The organism is Massilia sp. CFBP 13721, assembly GCF_014842025.1.
Lineage (GTDB): Bacteria > Pseudomonadota > Gammaproteobacteria > Burkholderiales > Burkholderiaceae_D > Telluria.
In genome coordinates, this window is the sequence record NZ_JACYUY010000021.1 from 94031 (window position 1) to 111341 (window position 17311).

A 17311-nucleotide genomic window follows, 5' to 3' on the forward strand; every position below is an offset into this window, starting at 1 on the left:
TGCAATTAACTTCTCGGCCATTTTGCCACATTCACACCACCCGCACGGACTGCGCTTGCGCAATGATGGTGCATCCGAAATCGACGTGTTGTTTCTTCGCAACAATCTCGTCAGTGGCGCCGCTAGCTTGACCGAGGTTTATGACATGCATGTGTCAAATCAACAAGTGTGCCGATTAGTGCACAAAATAGCGTGCAAGATGTCAGTTAGGCAAATCTCGCCCACTGTATAGGTGCATGGTAGAATCATCCGTTGGAACATAACCATTAGCCAGAAAGCAGTCGACCCGCCCAATGGATCAATTCGCAAAAGAAACAGTCCCCATTTCCCTCGAAGAAGAGATGCGCAAGAGCTATCTCGATTACGCGATGAGCGTGATCGTGGGCCGTGCGCTGCCGGATGTGCGCGATGGCCTGAAGCCGGTGCATCGCCGCGTCCTGTTCTCGATGCACGAGAGTAATTACAACTACAACCGTCCGTACGTGAAGTGCGCGCGCGTGGTTGGCGACACCATGGGTAAGTATCACCCGCACGGCGACTCGTCGATCTACGACACCCTGGTGCGCATGGCCCAGGATTTCTCGCTGCGCTACACGCTGGTCGATGGCCAGGGCAACTTCGGCTCGATCGACGGCGACAGCGCCGCGGCAATGCGTTATACCGAGTGCCGCCTCGACAAGATCGCCAGCGAACTGCTGGCCGACATCGACAAGGACACGGTCGACTTCCAGCCGAACTACGATGGCAAGGAAAAGGAACCGACCGTCCTGCCGACCAAGATCCCGAATCTGTTAATTAACGGATCCTCCGGCATCGCGGTCGGCATGGCGACGAACATCCCGCCGCACAACCTCTCGGAAGTCATCAACGGCGCCCAGCACCTGCTGCGCAACCCGGAGTGCACGATCGACGAACTGATCGAACTGATCCCCGCGCCGGACTTCCCGACCGCCGGCATCATCTATGGCGTCTCGGGCGTGCGCGACGGTTACCGCACCGGCCGTGGCCGCGTGGTGATGCGCGCCAAGACCCACTTCGAAGAATATGGCAAGGATGGCGGCCGCATCGCGATCATCATCGACGAGCTGCCGTACCAGGTAAATAAAAAGTCGCTGCTCGAGCGCATCGCCGAGAACGTGCGCGACAAGAAGCTGGAAGGCATCAGCGACATCCGCGACGAGTCCGACAAGTCGGGCATGCGCGTGGTGATCGAACTGAAACGCGGCGAAGTGCCGGAAGTGGTGCTGAACAACCTGTACAAGCAGACGCAGTTGCAGGACACCTTCGGCATGAACATGGTGGCGCTGGTGAACGGCCAGCCGAAGCTCTTGAACCTCAAGCAGATGCTCGAGTGCTTCCTGTCGCACCGCCGCGAAGTGGTCACGCGCCGCACCGTGTTCGAACTGCGCAAGGCGCGCGAGCGCGGGCACATGCTCGAGGGTCTCGCTGTCGCGCTGGCGAACATCGACGACTTCATCGCCATCATCAAGGCGGCGCCGACGCCGCCGGTGGCGAAGGTCGGACTGATGGGACGCGCCTGGGATTCGTCGCTGGTGCGCGAGATGCTGCTGCGTACCGCCGAAGGCAGCACGATCGGCGGCATCGAAGCCTTCCGCCCGGAGCACCTGCCGAAGCACTACGGCATGCAGGCCGACGGCATGTACAAGCTGTCCGACGAGCAGGCGCAGGAAATCCTGCAGATGCGCCTGCAGCGCCTGACCGGCCTGGAGCAGGACAAGATCGTCAACGAGTACAAGGAAGTGATGGCCCACATCGCCGACCTGCTCGACATCCTGTCGCGTCCGGAACGCGTGACCACCATCATCAGCGACGAGATGGTGCAGATCAAGAACGACTACGCCGAAAACGGCAAGGACGGCCGCCGCTCGGCCATCGAGCACAACGCCAGCGACCTCGATACCGAAGACCTGATCACGCCGCAGGACATGGTCGTGACCCTGTCGCACACCGGCTACATGAAGTCGCAGCCGATCGCCGAGTACCGCGCGCAAAAGCGTGGCGGGCGCGGCAAGCAGGCGATGGCAACCAAAGACGAAGACTGGATCGACCAGCTCTTCATCGCGAATACGCACGACTACATGCTGTGCTTCTCGAACCGCGGCCGCATGTACTGGCTGAAGGTATGGGAAGTGCCGCAGGGTTCGCGCAACTCGCGCGGCAAGCCGATCGTCAACATGTTCCCGCTGCAGGACAACGAGAAGATCACGGTCATCCTGCCGCTGTCGGGCGACAACCGCACCTTCCCGGAAGACCATTACGTGTTCATGGCGACCTCGCTCGGCACCGTCAAGAAGACGCCGCTGAAGGACTTCAGCAACGTGCGCAAGGCCGGCATCATCGCGGTCGACCTGGACGAGGGCGACTTCCTGGCCGGCGCCGCGCTGACCGACGGCCAGCACGACGTGATGCTGTTCGCCGACTCCGGCAAGGCGGTGCGCTTCGACGAGAACGACGTGCGTCCGATGGGCCGCCTGGCGCGCGGCGTGCGCGGCATGAACCTGGAAGAGGGGCAGAACGTGATCGCGCTGCTGGTGGCCGAGAACGAGCAGCAGTCGGTGCTGACCGCCACCGAGAACGGCTTCGGCAAGCGTACCCCGATCACGGAGTACACCCGCCACGGCCGCGGCACCAAGGGCATGATCGCGATCCAGACCTCGGAGCGCAACGGTAAAGTGGTGGCTGCGACCCTGGTCGACGTCAGCGACGAGATCATGCTGATCACGACCGGCGGCGTGCTGATTCGCACGCGCGTGTCCGAGATCCGCGAGATGGGCCGCGCGACCCAGGGCGTGACCCTGATCGCGGTCGAAGACGGCACCAAGCTGTCGGGCTTGCAGCGGATCGTGGAAACCGATCTCGAGGAAGTCGAGATCGAAGCCGCACCGGAGTAAAAGCTGGAGAAAGGAGGGCGCTGCCCTCCTTTTGTTTTTTGAAGCGGTAAAGCTGGAGTAAGGTAATGATGAAACGTCTCGTTGCAACGATGTGCGCGCTGGCCCTGTCGGCACCCGTAGTGGCCCAAGCCGCGGCCCAGGTGCAGGCCCCGGCAGCGGCTGCGGCCGACCCTGCGCTGACCCGCAGCGTGCGCGAACTGCTGACCCTGATGAAATACCGCGAGCAGTTGACGGCGCGCCTGCAGCAAACCGCGCAGGCCATGCCGAAAGCCGTGCTCCAGGCACAGGCCGTCCGGATCAACGCCAACGCGAAGCTGACCGAAGAGCAGAAGAAGGCCGAGCTGGCCATCGCCGCCAACGACATCCCGAAAGGCATGGCGGCGGGGCAGCGCGTGCTGTCCGATCCGAAGCTGGTCGACGATATTTTCGAGCGCGTCGTCCCCATGTATGCGCGCCTGTTCACGCTGGCCGAGGTCAACGATCTGCTGGCCTTTTACCGCAGCCCGACGGCGGCGAAATTGCAGGGGCTGCTCCCGCAGATCATGCAGGAGACCAACCAGCTGACCCAGGAGATGGTGAGGGAGCGCCTGGCGACGGTCATCCCCCAGGCCCCGCGGAAAAAATAAACGCATCGATAAGTACAAGGAGCGAGCAAGCCAGTGACCCAGGTATTCAACTTCTCGGCCGGCCCGGCCGTCCTCCCGAAGGAAGTGCTGCAACAGGCCGCCAGCGAGATGCTCGACTGGCACGGCAGCGGCATGTCGGTGATGGAGATGAGCCACCGCGGCCCCGAATTCATCTCGATCTACCGGCAGGCCGAAGCGGATCTGCGCGAACTGCTGGCGGTCCCGGCCAATTATAAAATCCTGTTCATGCAGGGCGGGGGGCTGGGCCAGAACGCCATCATCCCGCTGAATTTGCTGGGCCGCGTGCGCGAGCCAGCGACGATCGACTTCGTCCACACTGGTTCCTGGTCGGGCAAGTCGATGAAGGAAGCGGCGCGCTATGCCAACGTGAACGTGGCGGCTTCCAGCCAGGCCGAAGGTTTTATCCGCGTGCCGCCGCAGGAGTCGTGGAAGCTGACCGAGGGCGCGGCCTACCTGCACGTCTGCACCAACGAAACCATCGACGGCGTCGAGTACAACTTCGTGCCGCACACGCCGGAGGGCGTGCCGCTGGTCGCGGACATGTCCTCGCACATCCTGTCGCGCCAGATCGACGTTTCCCAATACGGCGTCATCTTCGCCGGCGCCCAGAAGAACATCGGCCCGGCTGGCCTGACGCTGGTGATCGTGCGCGAAGATCTGCTCGAATACGCACTGCCGACCTGCCCGTCCGCCTTCCACTGGAAGAACGTGGCCGAGCACGACTCGATGTTCAATACGCCGCCGACCTATGCGATCTATATCGCCGGCCTGGTCTTCGCGCACCTGAAAGCGCAGGGTGGCGTGGCGGCGATGGAAGCGCGTAATATCGACAAGGCGCGCCTGCTGTACGAGGCGCTGGACCGGGACGATTTTTACAGCAATCGCGTGGACCATTCATGTCGCTCACGCATGAATATCCCATTCTATTTACGCGACGAATCACTGAATGAAGCATTTTTGGCTGGCGCAAAAGCGCGCGGGCTGCTGCAGCTGAGGGGCCACAAGTCCGTCGGGGGTATGCGGGCGTCCATTTACAATGCGATGCCGGTCGAAGGGGTGCAGGCCCTGGTCGATTATTTGAACGAGTTTGCGGGGCGGTAAACGGTCTGGCCGTATCCGGATGGACCACGGTATTTGACGGGTGAGAACCGTAGGGTGGGCTCCGCCCACGCGGTCGTGCCGATGCGTACCGCGACCCGTCGGGCGAATGCCCCGTTGACCGCATTGGTCCGGGTATTGGGTTCGCGCCGCGACGAATCATGCGGTGTTACCGCGTGGGCAGAGCCCACCCTACATTCGCGAATGATCCCGTACCGCCACCCACGCAGACGACAACAGAACATGCAGCCATTATCCGTACAACCATGACAGACAAACTCACCCCCCTGCGCGAACAGATCGACGCGATCGACGCGCAAATCCTCGACCTCTTGAGCCAGCGCGGCCGCATCGCCCAGGAAGTCGGCCACGTCAAGGCCGAGACCGACGCCCCCGTGTTTCGTCCCGAGCGCGAAGCGCAGGTGCTGCGCGGCGTGGCCGAGCGCAATCCCGGTCCGCTGAAGAACGGCGACGTGCAGACCATCTTCCGCGAAGTGATGTCCGCCTGCCGCGCGCTGGAAAAGCGCGTCACCGTCGCCTACCTGGGCCCGGCCGGCACCTTCAGCGAGCAGGCCGTGTATGCGCAGTTCGGCAGCGCCGTCGCCGGCTTGCCCTGCGCCTCGATCGACGAAGTCTTCCGCGCCACTGAAGCCGGCACCGCCGACTTCGGCGTGGTCCCGGTCGAGAACTCGTCGGAAGGCGCGATCAACCGCACGCTCGACCTGATGCTGGCCACCACCAGCCTGATCAGCGGCGAAGTGTCGATCGCCGTGCACCACAGCCTGATGACCAGGACCGGCAGCATGGACGGCGTGAGCGTCGTCTGCGCCCATTCGCAGGCGCTGGCCCAGTGCCAGGTCTGGCTGAACCTGCACCACCCGAACGTCGAGCGCCGCGCCGTCGCCTCCAATGCCGAAGCGGCCGTCATGGCCAGCCGCGACGCCAGCGTCGCCGCGATCGCCAGCGAGATGGCGGGTGAACAATACCAGCTCGGCGTGGTGCAAGCCCACATCCAGGACGATCCGCACAACCGCACCCGCTTCGTCGTCATCGGCAGCTTGCAGACCAACCCGTCGGGCGCCGACCGCACCTCGCTGGTGCTGGCCGTGCCGAACACCGCCGGCGCCGTGTATAAACTGCTGGCGCCGCTGGCGACGCATGGCGTGTCGATGACGCGCTTCGAATCGCGCCCGGCGCGCATCGGCACCTGGGAGTATTACTTCTACGTCGACGTCGAAGGCCACCGCCAGGACGCGCCGGTCGCGCGCGCGCTGAAGGAACTGCACGACAATGCCGCCTTTTTCAAGCTGCTGGGTTCCTACCCGGTCGGCCTTTAATTCCCCTTATTTGAGTCTACGTCATGTCGAAATTCGGTCCAGAATACGTCCGCGCCATCGCCCCTTACCAGGCCGGCAAACCCATCGCTGAAGTCGCCCGCGAATTCGGTCTCGACGAAGCCAGCATCGTCAAGCTCGCCTCCAACGAAAACCCGTTCGGCGTGCCCGAGTCGAGCAAGCAGGCAATGGCGCAAGCCGCCGCTGAACTTGGCCGCTACCCGGATGCCAACGGGTTCGAGCTGAAGGCCGCGCTGGCCGCACGCTACGACGTCCCGGCCGACTGGATCACGCTCGGCAACGGCAGCAACGACATCCTCGAAATCGCCGCCCACGCCTTCGTGGAGAGGGGCGAATCGGTGGTGTTCGCGCAGTATTCGTTCGCCGTGTACGCGCTCGCCACCCAAGGCGTGGGCGGGCGCGCGATCGTGGTGCCGGCGGTGAACTACGGCCACGATTTAACCGCCATGGCAGCCGCGATCGAAGCGGATACGCGCCTGGTGTATGTCGCCAACCCGAACAACCCGACCGGCACCTTTATCGGCGCGGACGAGATCGAAGCCTTCCTGCAGCAGGTGCCGGCCAACGTGGTCGTGGTGCTCGACGAAGCCTATAACGAATACCTGGCGCCGCAATTCCAGTTCGAGTCGGCCGGTTGGGTGCGCAAGTATCCGAACCTGATCGTCTCGCGCACCTTCTCCAAGGCTTACGGCCTGGCCGGTTTGCGCGTCGGCTTCGCCATCGCCCAGCCGGAGGTGACCGACCTGATGAACCGTATTCGCCAGCCCTTCAACGTCAATTCGCTGGCCCAGGCGGCGGCGATCGCGGCGTTGAACGACAAGGCATTCCTGGAGAAGGGCGCGAAGAACAACGCCGAAGGCTACCAGCAGATGATCGCCGCCTTCGACGAGCTCGGCCTCGAGTACGTGCCCTCGTTCGGCAACTTCGTGCTGGTGCGCGTGGGCGATGACGATGGGGCCGGCGCGCGCGTCAACCTGGCGCTGCTGAAGCAGGGCGTGATCGTGCGGCCGGTCGGCGCCTACGGCTTGCCGCAGTGGCTGCGCATCTCGATCGGCCTGCCGCAAGAGAACGCGACATTTATTGAAGCGTTGAAGAAGGCGTTAGGCTAATGCTGGGCAAGGTCGTCGTCATCGGCGTCGGGCTGATCGGCGGTTCGTTCGCGCTGGCCCTGAAGCAGGCCGGCGCGGCGCGCCGGATCGTCGGCATGGGACGCTCGCCCGAAGCGCTGGCGCGTGCCCTGGAACTCGGTATCGTCGACAGCGTCACCGACTCGGCGCAAGAAGCGATGGCAGGGGCAGACCTGGTGCTGCTGGCAGCGCCGGTGGCCCAGACCGGGCCGATCCTGGCGGCGCTGGCGCCGTACCTGGACCTGGGCACGGTGGTCACCGACGCCGGCAGCACCAAGTCGGACGTGGTCGCCGCCGCCCGCGCGGCGCTGGGCGCCAAGGTAAAACAGTTCGTGCCGGCGCACCCGATCGCCGGGCGCGAATCGAACGGTCCGGATGCGGCGCTGGCCGCGCTCTACCAGGGCAAGAAAACCGTGATCACGCCACTGCCGGAAAACGCCGGCGGCGACGTTGGCCTGGTGGCGGCCGCCTGGCGCCTGTGCGGCGCCATCATCCACACGCTCACGCCCGCGCAGCATGACCGCGTATTCGCCGCCGTGAGCCACCTGCCGCACCTGCTCGCCTATGCGCTGGTCGACGACATCGCGAATAAACCGCACGCGGACCAGCTGTTCCAGTACGCCGCCAGCGGCTTTCGCGACTTCACCCGGATTGCCGGCTCTTCGCCCGAAATGTGGCGCGACATCAGCCTGGCCAACCGCGACGCACTGCTCACCGAGCTCGATGCATATCTGGCACAATTGACCGTATTGCGCGGACGGCTCGCCGCCAATGACGGGCCGGGCCTCGAAGTCATCTATACGAACGCGCAACGCGCCCGCCGCGCGTGGAGCGAGGCGATTGAAACCGCCGAGCCCGCGCCGCCACAGCTACAGGAACCGGAATGACGCAGCAGACATCGAAACACTACCCGCAGCACATCGACCTCGAACCCGTGATGCACGTCGAGGGCACGGTACGCCTGCCGGGCTCGAAAAGCATCTCGAACCGCACCCTGCTGCTGGCCGCGCTGAGCCAGGGCACGACCACCATCCACGACCTGCTGGCCTCGGACGACACCATGGTGATGCTGGGCGCGCTGCGCTCGCTCGGCATCCGCTGGGACGAAGTCGACGAACGCACGGTGGTCGTCCACGGCAACGGCGGCGTGCTGCCGACGGGCGAGGCCGACCTCTTCATGGGCAATGCCGGCACCGCGATCCGTCCGCTGACCGCGGCGCTGGCGGTGATCGGCGGCGACTACACGCTGCACGGCGTCTCGCGCATGCACGAGCGGCCGATCGGCGACCTGGTCGACGCCTTGAACGCCATCGGCGCCCAGGTCGAATACACCGGGGAGCAGGGTTTTCCGCCACTGCGCATTCGCCGTGGCCACATCCATGCAAATCGGTTATCGGTACGCGGCAACGTGTCCAGCCAGTTCCTCACCGCGCTATTGATGAGTGCGCCGCTGATGGCGCGCGGCCACGCGGTAACGATCGACGTCGTCGGCGAACTGATCTCCAAGCCCTACATCGAGATCACGCTGAATTTGATGCGCCGCTTCGGCGTGACGGTTGAACAGAACGGCTGGGCTTCGTTCACGGTGCAGCCGGGCCAGCATTACGTGTCGCCGGGGGCGATCCACGTCGAAGGCGACGCTTCCTCGGCGTCGTATTTTTTGGCGGCCGGCGCGATCGGCGGCGGTCCGGTGCGGGTCGAAGGGGTGGGGCAAGACAGCATCCAGGGCGACGTGCGCTTTGCCGATGCGCTCGAGCGCATGGGCGTGACCATCACCCGCGGCGAGAACTGGATCGAGGCGCGCGGAAATGGCGTACTCAAGGCGATCGACGCCGACTTCAACCATATTCCGGATGCGGCGATGACGATCGCCGTGGCCGCGCTGTACGCGGACGGCCCGAGCACGCTGCGCAACATCGCCAGCTGGCGCGTGAAGGAGACCGACCGGCTGGCGGCGATGGCGATCGAACTGCGCAAGGTCGGGGCCGAAGTGGAGGAGGGGCCGGATTACATCCGCATCACGCCGCCCGAGGAACTGCTGCCGGCCACCATCGATACCTACGACGACCACCGCATGGCGATGTGCTTTTCGCTGGCCGCGCTGGACGGCAAGGCGCGGCGCGGCAACGCCATGCGCATCAACGATCCGAAATGCGTGGCCAAGACCTTCCCCGACTATTTCGAAGCGTTCGCGGGGATCGCCCGCAACGAGCTGTTTTAAACACGTGTTCCAGCCAAGAGGTAAATAATGCCCAATTCCCACATCCCCGTCATCACGATCGATGGCCCGACCGCGTCCGGCAAGGGCACGGTCGCGGCGCGCGTCGCCGACCGGCTCGGCTACCACCTGCTCGACTCGGGCGCGCTGTACCGCCTGGCGGCCTTGTCGGCGGTGCGCGCCGAGGTCGCGCTCGAGGACGAGCGCGCGGTGGCGCAGCTGGCCGAGGTGCTGCCGGCGACGTTTTCGAACGGCGATATTTTCCTCGCCGGCGAAGAGGTCGGCGCCCTGATCCGGGCCGAGGAAGTGGGCAACAATGCGTCGAAAATCGCCGCCTTTCCAGCGGTGCGCCAGGCCCTCTACGCCCTGCAACTGGGCTTTCGCAAGGCGCCGGGCCTGGTGGCCGACGGACGCGACATGGGCACCGTGATTTTCCCGAACGCACGCCTGAAAGTGTTTCTGACGGCAAGTGTGGAAGCGCGGGCTCAGCGGCGATATAAGCAATTGATTGACAAAGGATTTTCTGCTAATATGGACGATCTGCTTGCCGATTTGCAGGCGCGCGACGAGCGCGATACCCATCGCACCGTCGCCCCGCTGGTGCCGGCAGAAGGCGCGTACATCCTCGATACGTCGGACATGACGGTCGACGAGGCGGTGGCGCAAGTGCTCCATTGGCACACGTTGTTGTAAATGCGTGTTGTGCACGTTGTAAGTGTTTGGTGCCTGCGACGGCATTTTGCCGCGCAGGTGTTGTTTTAACCTGACCCAGTTCAGAACCGCACCATTGCCGGTCCTGCTGGCTAACATGTAAATCACCTATGTCTACTACCACCCAAGATACCGGTATGGAAAGCTTTGCCGCCCTGTTCGAAGAGTCGCTGTCGCGTCAAGACATGCGCTCGGGCGAAGTCATCTCGGCTGAAGTCGTGCGCCTGGATCACAATTTCGTGATCGTCAACGCCGGCCTGAAGTCGGAAGCTTTCATTCCGGTCGAAGAATTCAAGAATGACCAGGGCGAACTGGAAGTCCAGATTGGCGACTTCGTTTCCGTGGCCATCGAATCGCTGGAAAACGGTTTCGGCGATACCATCCTGTCGCGCGACAAGGCCAAGCGCCTGGCATCGTGGCTGGCTCTGGAAAAAGCAATGGAGTCGGGCGAGATCGTCACCGGCACCGTCAACGGTAAAGTCAAGGGCGGCCTGACCGTCCTGACCAACGGCATCCGCGCATTCCTGCCGGGTTCGCTGGTCGACACCCGTCCGGTCAAGGACACCACCCCGTTCGAAGGCAAGACCCTCGAATTCAAGGTCATCAAGCTGGACCGCAAGCGTAACAACGTCGTGCTGTCGCGCCGCGCCGTCATCGAAGCGTCGATGGGCGAAGAGCGCCAGAAGCTGATGGAAACGCTGAAAGAAGGCACGGTCGTGACCGGCGTCGTCAAGAACATCACCGACTACGGCGCGTTCGTGGATCTGGGTGGCATCGACGGCCTGCTGCACATCACCGACCTGGCATGGCGTCGCGTGCGTCACCCGTCGGAAGTGCTGTCGGTTGGCCAGGAAATCACCGCCAAGGTCCTCAAGTACGACCAGGAAAAGAACCGCGTCTCGCTGGGCGTCAAGCAGCTGGGCGACGATCCATGGACCGGCCTGTCGCGTCGTTACCCGCAAGGCACCCGCCTGTTCGGTAAAGTCACGAACCTCACCGACTACGGCGCGTTCGTCGAAGTCGAGCAGGGCATCGAAGGCCTGGTGCACGTGTCGGAGATGGACTGGACCAACAAGAACGTGGCCCCGAACAAAGTCGTGCAGCTGGGCGACGAAGTCGAAGTCATGGTCCTGGAAATCGACGAAGAGCGTCGCCGTATCTCGCTGGGCATGAAGCAGTGCAAGGCGAACCCATGGGACGACTTCGGCATGACCCACAAGAAGGGCGACAAAGTCCGTGGTTCGATCAAGTCGATCACCGACTTCGGCGTGTTCATCGGCCTGCCAGGCAACATCGATGGCCTGGTGCACCTGTCGGACCTGTCGTGGACCGAAGCCGGCGAAGAAGCCGTCCGCCGCTTCAAGAAGGGCGACGAGCTGGAAGCCGTCGTGCTGGCCATCGACGTGGAGCGCGAGCGTGTTTCGCTGGGCGTCAAGCAGCTCGAAGGCGACCCGTTCAACAACTTCGCCGCACTGAACGACAAGGGTTCCCTGGTCACCGGTACGGTCAAGTCGGTTGAGCCGAAAGGCGCCGTCATCGGCCTGAACGAAGAAGTCGAAGGCTACCTGCGCGCTTCGGAAATCTCGCGTGACCGCGTGGAAGATGCCGGCACCCACCTGAAAGTGGGCGACAAGGTCGAAGCACTGGTCATCAACATCGATCGCAAGGCTCGCAGCATCCAGCTGTCGATCAAGGCGAAAGACAATGTCGATACCCAGGAAGCGATGAGCAAGCTGTCGTCGTCGTCGGACAGCAATGCCGCATCGGGCACCACCAGCCTGGGCGCACTGCTGAAGGCCAAATTCGATAACAAGAACTAATCGGCTGCCTGAGGCGATCAGATGACCAAGTCCGAGCTGATTGCACGACTGGCTGAGCGTTATTCTCAGCTGGTCGCGAAAGATGCGGAGTACGCAGTCAAGACCATCCTCGATGCGATGACCAACGCCCTGGCGACCGGGCAGCGCATCGAGATCCGTGGTTTCGGCAGCTTTGCGCTCAACAGCCGCCCGCCCCGCATCGGCCGCAACCCGAAGTCCGGCGACAAGGTGATGGTGCCCGAAAAACGGGTGCCCCACTTCAAACCGGGCAAGCAGTTGCGCGAGCGGGTCGACGCGATGGTCGGGCAACCGATCATCGAAGACTGAAGTCGTCTGCCAGCGTGCAGGCAACAGAGAACGGCGTCCATCTGGGCGCCGTTTTTTTTATGTTGGAACGGATGCGCAGACCCGTAAGGTGGGCGGCTTGCCGCCCACGCGTTCAGCCAGCGTTGGAGCAGACGCGCGGGCACTTCACACGTGATTTGAACGCGTGGGCGGGAGACCCGCCCACCTTACGGCCCTGCATTTCACGTCTCTGGCCAATCCCAAAACACCCATCAGTTTTGAAATAACCGTGCAGATATGCGACACTGCGCCTTTGCCCCACCCACCGCCAGGCCCACCCGATGAAATTCGTTTCCACCATCGCCGGATTTATCCTGTTCGTCCTGTTTTTCGGCTTCGCGCTGAAGAACACGCAGGAAGTCGACCTGCACTTTTTCCTCGGTTACGAGCTGCGCGGTCCGCTGGTACTGATGCTGCTCTCCTTTTTCATCGCCGGCGCGGCGCTCGGCATCCTGGCCATGTCGCCGACGGTCTTCCGCCACCGCCGCGAAGCCTCGCAGCACAAGAACACGGTGCAGGCGCTGCAGAGCGCCGCCGGCACCGGCACTGCCCAGCCGGCGGCGGATTCGGTGGCCGTCGTGGCCGCGCCGCCGCGCTAATCAATCAAGCAATCAAGAACAACAAGCTATGGAATTTGAAACCTGGTGGCTGCTCGCCGTTCCCGTCTTCTTTGGCCTCGGCTGGATCGCCGCCCGGGTCGACATCAAACAGATCCTGTCCGAATCGCGCACCATGCCGCGGGCCTATTTCAAGGGCCTGAACCTGCTGCTGAACGACCAGCCCGACAAAGCCATCGACGCCTTTATCGAGATCGTCACGCTCGACCCGGAAACGGCCGACATGCACTTCGCGCTCGGTAACCTGTTCCGCCGCCGCGGCGAAATCGAGCGCGCCATCCGCGTCCACCAGAACCTGCTGGCGCGACCCGACCTGCCGGCGGAACAGCGCACCCAGGCCCAGTACGAACTCGGCATGGACTACCTGAAGGCGGGCCTGCTGGACCGCGCCGAGGAAACCTTCAACGGCCTGGTCGACGGCAGCTACAGCGTGCAGGCCCAGCGCGCGCTGCTGGAAATCTACCAGCGCGAAAAGGAGTGGAGCCGCGCCATCGACGCCGCCGCCGGCCTGCAATCCTCGGGCGCCGGCGCGCGCCAGAAGGAAATCGCCCAGTTCTATTGCGAGCTGGCCCAGGATGCGCTGGTGCGCACCGACCTGGCGGACGCCATGGCCCTGCTCGACAAGGCCCTGCACGCCGACCGCAACAGCGTGCGCGCGACCATGCTGCTGGGCGACGCCCTGCTGGCCCACGGCGAAGTCGAGAGCGCGATCAGTACCTGGAAGCGCGTCGAGCAGCAAAGCGTGCCGCACGTGGCCTTGGTGGCCGGCCGCCTGATGGATGGCTACCGCCGCGTCGGCCGTCCGCAAGAGGGCGTGAATCTGCTGCGCTCCTACCTGGCCGAAGCGTCGTCGATCGACCTGATCGAGGTCGTTTTCAAGGCCGTGATTGAACTCGACGGTGTGGAAGCTGCCAAACAGCTGGTAATCGACGAGCTGCGCCGCAATCCGACCCTGCTCGGCCTGGACAAGCTACTCGAGGCGCGCCTGATGGACGCCCCGGCGCACATCTGGGAAGAGCTGTCGATGGTGAAGAACCTGATTCACGGTTACACGGCAAAGCTGGCGCGCTACCAGTGCGGCCATTGCGGCTTCAAGGCGCGCCAGTACTACTGGCAATGCCCGGGGTGCAGCCGCTGGGAGACCTACCCGCCGCGCCGTACCGAAGAATTGAACGTGATGAATTAAATACCGATGACGACCGCCACCCCAAGCCGCCTGCTCGACGGCGCAGACTACCTTCATACCGCCGCCCCACGCCTGGACGACGTGCGCATGCTCGTCGTCGGCGACGTCATGCTCGACCGCTACTGGTTCGGCGACGTCTCGCGCATTTCGCCGGAAGCGCCGGTGCCGGTGGTGCGCATCGAACGGCGCGAAGAACGCCTCGGCGGCGCCGCCAACGTGGCGCGCAACGCGGCCGCGCTGGGCGCCCACAGCGGCCTGCTGGGCGTGGTCGGCGCCGACGAAGCCGGCACCTCGGTGGAGACGCTGCTGCGCGACTCCAGCATCCACAGCTACCTGAAACGCGACGCCGCGATCAGCACCATCATCAAGCTGCGCGTCATCGGCCGCCAGCAGCAGATGGTGCGCATCGACTTCGAGGACGCCCCGACCGAAAACGTCCTGCGCGACAAACTCACCCAGTTCAAGGCGCTGCTGCCGGACTACGACGTGCTGATCTTCTCCGACTACAACAAGGGCAGCCTGGTCAACGTCGCCGAAATGATCGGCGCCGCGCGCGCCGCCGGCAAGGTGGTGATGGTCGACCCCAAAGGCGACGACTTTTCGCCCTACGCCGGCGCCACCATGCTCACGCCGAACAAGTCGGAACTGAAGCGCATCGTCGGCAGCTGGAAGGACGAGGAACAGCTCACCGCCAAGGCCCAGGCCCTGCGCGTCGAACTCGGGCTCGACTCGCTGCTGCTGACGCGCTCGGAAGAGGGCATGAGCCTGTACACCGAACACGAAGTGCTGCACGTGCACGCCGACGCGCGCGAAGTGTTCGACGTCTCGGGCGCCGGCGACACGGTGATCGCCACCATGGCCGCCATGCTCGGCGCCGGTGCGCCGCTCGACGTCGCGCTGGCCACCGCGAATCGCGCCGGCGGCATCGTGGTCGGCAAGCTGGGGACGGCGACGGTCACCCGCGACGAGCTGTTCCCGGGCTGATCGAAACGGCACGGCCGCCAAACGGATTACCGTAGGGTGGACTCCGTCCACGCGGTACGCACGGCTCCCGGTCGAAACGCGGTTCGTGGCCGGGACGCTTTGCAACGCGTGGACTCAGGAGTCCACCCTACGTCACACAACCGCCAACAGGCTATTCGCCTTTGATGTCGCTCAAGCCCGCCACGTCAACAATCTTCATTCCGCCGCGTTAAGCGCGGGTGGACGGCACCCGCCGTCCGTATTCCCCCAATGGAGACTTTTTGATGATCAAGAAACTGATGCTTGCCATTGCCGCGCTGGTCGCTTCGACCGGCTTCGCGTTCGCCCAGGTCGACGTCAACAAGGCCGATGCCGCCGCCCTCGATGGCGTCAAGGGTGTGGGTCCGAGCATGTCGAAAGCGATTCTGGACGAACGCAGCAAGGGCGAGTTCAAGGACTGGGCCGACTTCCAGAAGCGCGTCAAGGGTGTCGGCGACAAGAAGGCGGCCAAGCTGTCCGAAGCCGGCCTGCAGGTGAATGGCCAGGCCAAGGAAGGCGCGGCGGCAAGCGCCAAGCCGGAGAAGACCGCCAAGGCGCCAGCCGCAAAAGAGGCGAAGGCCAAGCCGGCCGAGGCTCCCAAGGCCAGCATGTAAGACAGCTGGCCGGCGCGGGAATTTTTGCATGTAAAGACGGTAACAAGCGGGGCGGGGCATGAGAAGATAGCGAATCGAAAAGAACGATTCAAGGACCTTCATGCCTCGCCTCCGTAGTCATCTTCGCCTTAGCGCCGGCCTCGTCGCCGGCCTGTTCGCCTCCGGCGCCCTCGCCGCACCTGCCGCACCGGACGTCTCCCGCCACCAGCCCCACATCGACAAGATCGTTGCCGAGATTTCCCCGAAACGCATCGAGAACTACGTGCGCAAGCTGGTGAGTTTCGAGACGCGTCACACGATGTCCGACACTACCTCGGACACGGTCGGCATCGGCGCCGCGCGGCGCTGGATCCGCGCCGAACTCGAACGCTGCGGCGCCGGCACGGGCTTGCAGGTTTCTTTCGACAGCCACATCGCACCGGTGTCGGCACGCATCTCGCGTCCGACCGAAATCGTCAACGTGGTCGCCACGCTGCCGGGCACCCAGGACGCGGCGAAAGAGCGCATGTACGTCGTCAGCGGCCACTATGATTCGCGCAACACCGATGTGATGGATGCCACCGGCAAGGCGCCTGGCGCCAACGACGACGCCTCGGGCACGGCCGCCGTGATGGAGATGGCCTGCGTGATGGCCAAGTACAAGTTCGATGCGACGCTGGTGTTCATGGCGGTCGCCGCCGAAGAGCAGGGCTTGCTGGGCGCGGGCCACTGGGCGAAGCAGGCGCGCGCCAACAACCTGAACGTGGCCGGCATGTTCACCAACGACATCATCGGCAGCTCGCGCGCCGACGACGGCAGGATCGACAACAAACAGGTGCGCCTGTTCGCACAGAGCATCCCGGCGACGAAAGAGATGAGCGACGCCGTGCGCCAGCTGGTGGCCACCGGCGGCGAAAACGATTCGCCCTCGCGCCAGCTCGCACGCCACACCAAGGAGCAGGGCGAGCGCTACGTGAAGGGCTTCAAGGTCAATGTGATCCAGCGCCACGACCGCTACCTGCGCGGCGGCGACCACATGCCGTTCCTGGAGCAGGGCTACGCCGCCTTGCGCTTCACCGAGCCGAACGAGGACTTCTCGCACCAGCACCAGAACCTGCGCACCGAAAACGGCAAGGTCTACGGCGACCTGCTCGAGTTCGTCGACTACGACTACACGGCGAAAGTGGCCAAGGTGAATGCCGCCACGCTGGCCTCGCTGGCGCTAGCCCCGGCCGCCCCGCAGGGGGTCAAGGTGCGTACCGACAAGCTGGTGAACGACTCGACGCTGGTGTGGCAAGCCAATCCGGAACCGGACGTGGCCGGCTACCGCATCGTGTGGCGCGAGACCACGGCCGCGGGATGGCAAGGGTCGAAGTTTGTCGGCAATGTGACCGAGGCTACTGTGAACCTGTCGAAAGACAATTACTTCTTCGGTGTGCAGGCGGTGGACAAAGACGGCAACGTCAGCGTTGCGACTTACCCAGCGCCGCTGCGTTAATCTGACCCGTGGCTGCGGTGCACCGTAGGGTGGGCACTTGTGCCCACGCGGACGCACGATTGATGGTCGAAACGTGGTTTCGACTCGCATCGGCCGCACCGCGTGGGCTCGGGAGCCCACCCTTGTATTATGCTTTCTGAGCTTATTGCTCACTTTAACCCGAGGAATCACTCGGGTTCGAG

At 64.0% G+C, this 17311-nt stretch carries 15 protein-coding genes; all 15 read left to right on the forward strand.

What is annotated here, in order from left to right; genetic code table 11:
* Positions 1–293 precede the first annotated feature (293 nt).
* On the forward strand, positions 294–2912 hold the full coding sequence (gene gyrA, locus IFT60_RS19035) for a DNA gyrase subunit A (RefSeq protein WP_192054472.1): 2619 nt from the start codon (positions 294–296) through the stop codon (positions 2910–2912).
* A gap of 65 nt (positions 2913–2977) precedes the next feature.
* Entirely contained in the window at positions 2978–3538 is a 561-nt protein-coding gene (locus IFT60_RS19040) for a DUF2059 domain-containing protein (protein WP_192054474.1), read from the forward strand.
* A 33-nt stretch (positions 3539–3571) separates the two neighbouring features.
* Positions 3572–4660, forward strand: coding sequence for a 3-phosphoserine/phosphohydroxythreonine transaminase (serC, locus tag IFT60_RS19045; RefSeq protein WP_192054476.1), 1089 nt, complete (start codon positions 3572–3574; stop codon positions 4658–4660).
* Positions 4661–4923: 263 nt separating this feature from the next.
* Positions 4924–5994, forward strand: a complete 1071-nt coding sequence (gene pheA, locus IFT60_RS19050) for a prephenate dehydratase (RefSeq protein ID WP_192054478.1) — start codon at positions 4924–4926, stop codon at positions 5992–5994.
* Between the two features lie 23 nt (positions 5995–6017).
* Positions 6018–7121, forward strand: a complete 1104-nt coding sequence (gene hisC / locus IFT60_RS19055) for a histidinol-phosphate transaminase (RefSeq protein WP_192054480.1) — start codon at positions 6018–6020, stop codon at positions 7119–7121.
* On the forward strand, positions 7121–8026 hold the full coding sequence (locus IFT60_RS19060) for a prephenate dehydrogenase (protein WP_192054482.1): 906 nt from the start codon (positions 7121–7123) through the stop codon (positions 8024–8026). Before hisC ends, IFT60_RS19060 begins: the two co-directional genes overlap by 1 nt.
* Positions 8023–9360 carry a 3-phosphoshikimate 1-carboxyvinyltransferase gene (gene aroA / locus IFT60_RS19065; RefSeq protein WP_192054484.1) on the forward strand — a complete coding sequence of 446 codons (1338 nt, stop codon included), beginning with the start codon at positions 8023–8025 and terminating at the stop codon, positions 9358–9360. Before IFT60_RS19060 ends, aroA begins: the two co-directional genes overlap by 4 nt.
* A 27-nt stretch (positions 9361–9387) precedes the next feature.
* The gene (gene cmk, locus IFT60_RS19070) at positions 9388–10050 is read left to right on the forward strand and encodes a (d)CMP kinase (RefSeq protein ID WP_192054486.1); all 663 of its coding nucleotides are present in this window, start codon (positions 9388–9390) and stop codon (positions 10048–10050) included.
* A 128-nt stretch (positions 10051–10178) separates the two neighbouring features.
* Complete coding sequence (gene rpsA / locus IFT60_RS19075) at positions 10179–11888, forward strand: 30S ribosomal protein S1 (protein ID WP_192054489.1); 1710 nt, start codon at positions 10179–10181, stop codon at positions 11886–11888.
* Between the two features lie 21 nt (positions 11889–11909).
* A complete protein-coding gene (locus IFT60_RS19080; protein WP_056344442.1) occupies positions 11910–12215 on the forward strand; it encodes an integration host factor subunit beta in 306 nt (101 codons plus the stop codon).
* 299 nt (positions 12216–12514) lie between these two features.
* On the forward strand, positions 12515–12832 hold the full coding sequence (locus IFT60_RS19085; RefSeq protein WP_192054491.1) for a LapA family protein: 318 nt from the start codon (positions 12515–12517) through the stop codon (positions 12830–12832).
* A 28-nt stretch (positions 12833–12860) separates the two neighbouring features.
* The gene (gene lapB, locus IFT60_RS19090; protein WP_192054493.1) at positions 12861–14036 is read left to right on the forward strand and encodes a lipopolysaccharide assembly protein LapB; all 1176 of its coding nucleotides are present in this window, start codon (positions 12861–12863) and stop codon (positions 14034–14036) included.
* 6 nt (positions 14037–14042) lie between these two features.
* Complete coding sequence (gene rfaE1, locus IFT60_RS19095; protein ID WP_192054496.1) at positions 14043–15020, forward strand: D-glycero-beta-D-manno-heptose-7-phosphate kinase; 978 nt, start codon at positions 14043–14045, stop codon at positions 15018–15020.
* A gap of 263 nt (positions 15021–15283) precedes the next feature.
* Complete coding sequence (locus tag IFT60_RS19100) at positions 15284–15652, forward strand: ComEA family DNA-binding protein (RefSeq protein ID WP_192054498.1); 369 nt, start codon at positions 15284–15286, stop codon at positions 15650–15652.
* 100 nt (positions 15653–15752) lie between these two features.
* Positions 15753–17129, forward strand: coding sequence for a M28 family peptidase (locus IFT60_RS19105; RefSeq protein ID WP_192054500.1), 1377 nt, complete (start codon positions 15753–15755; stop codon positions 17127–17129).
* Positions 17130–17311 lie beyond the last annotated feature (182 nt).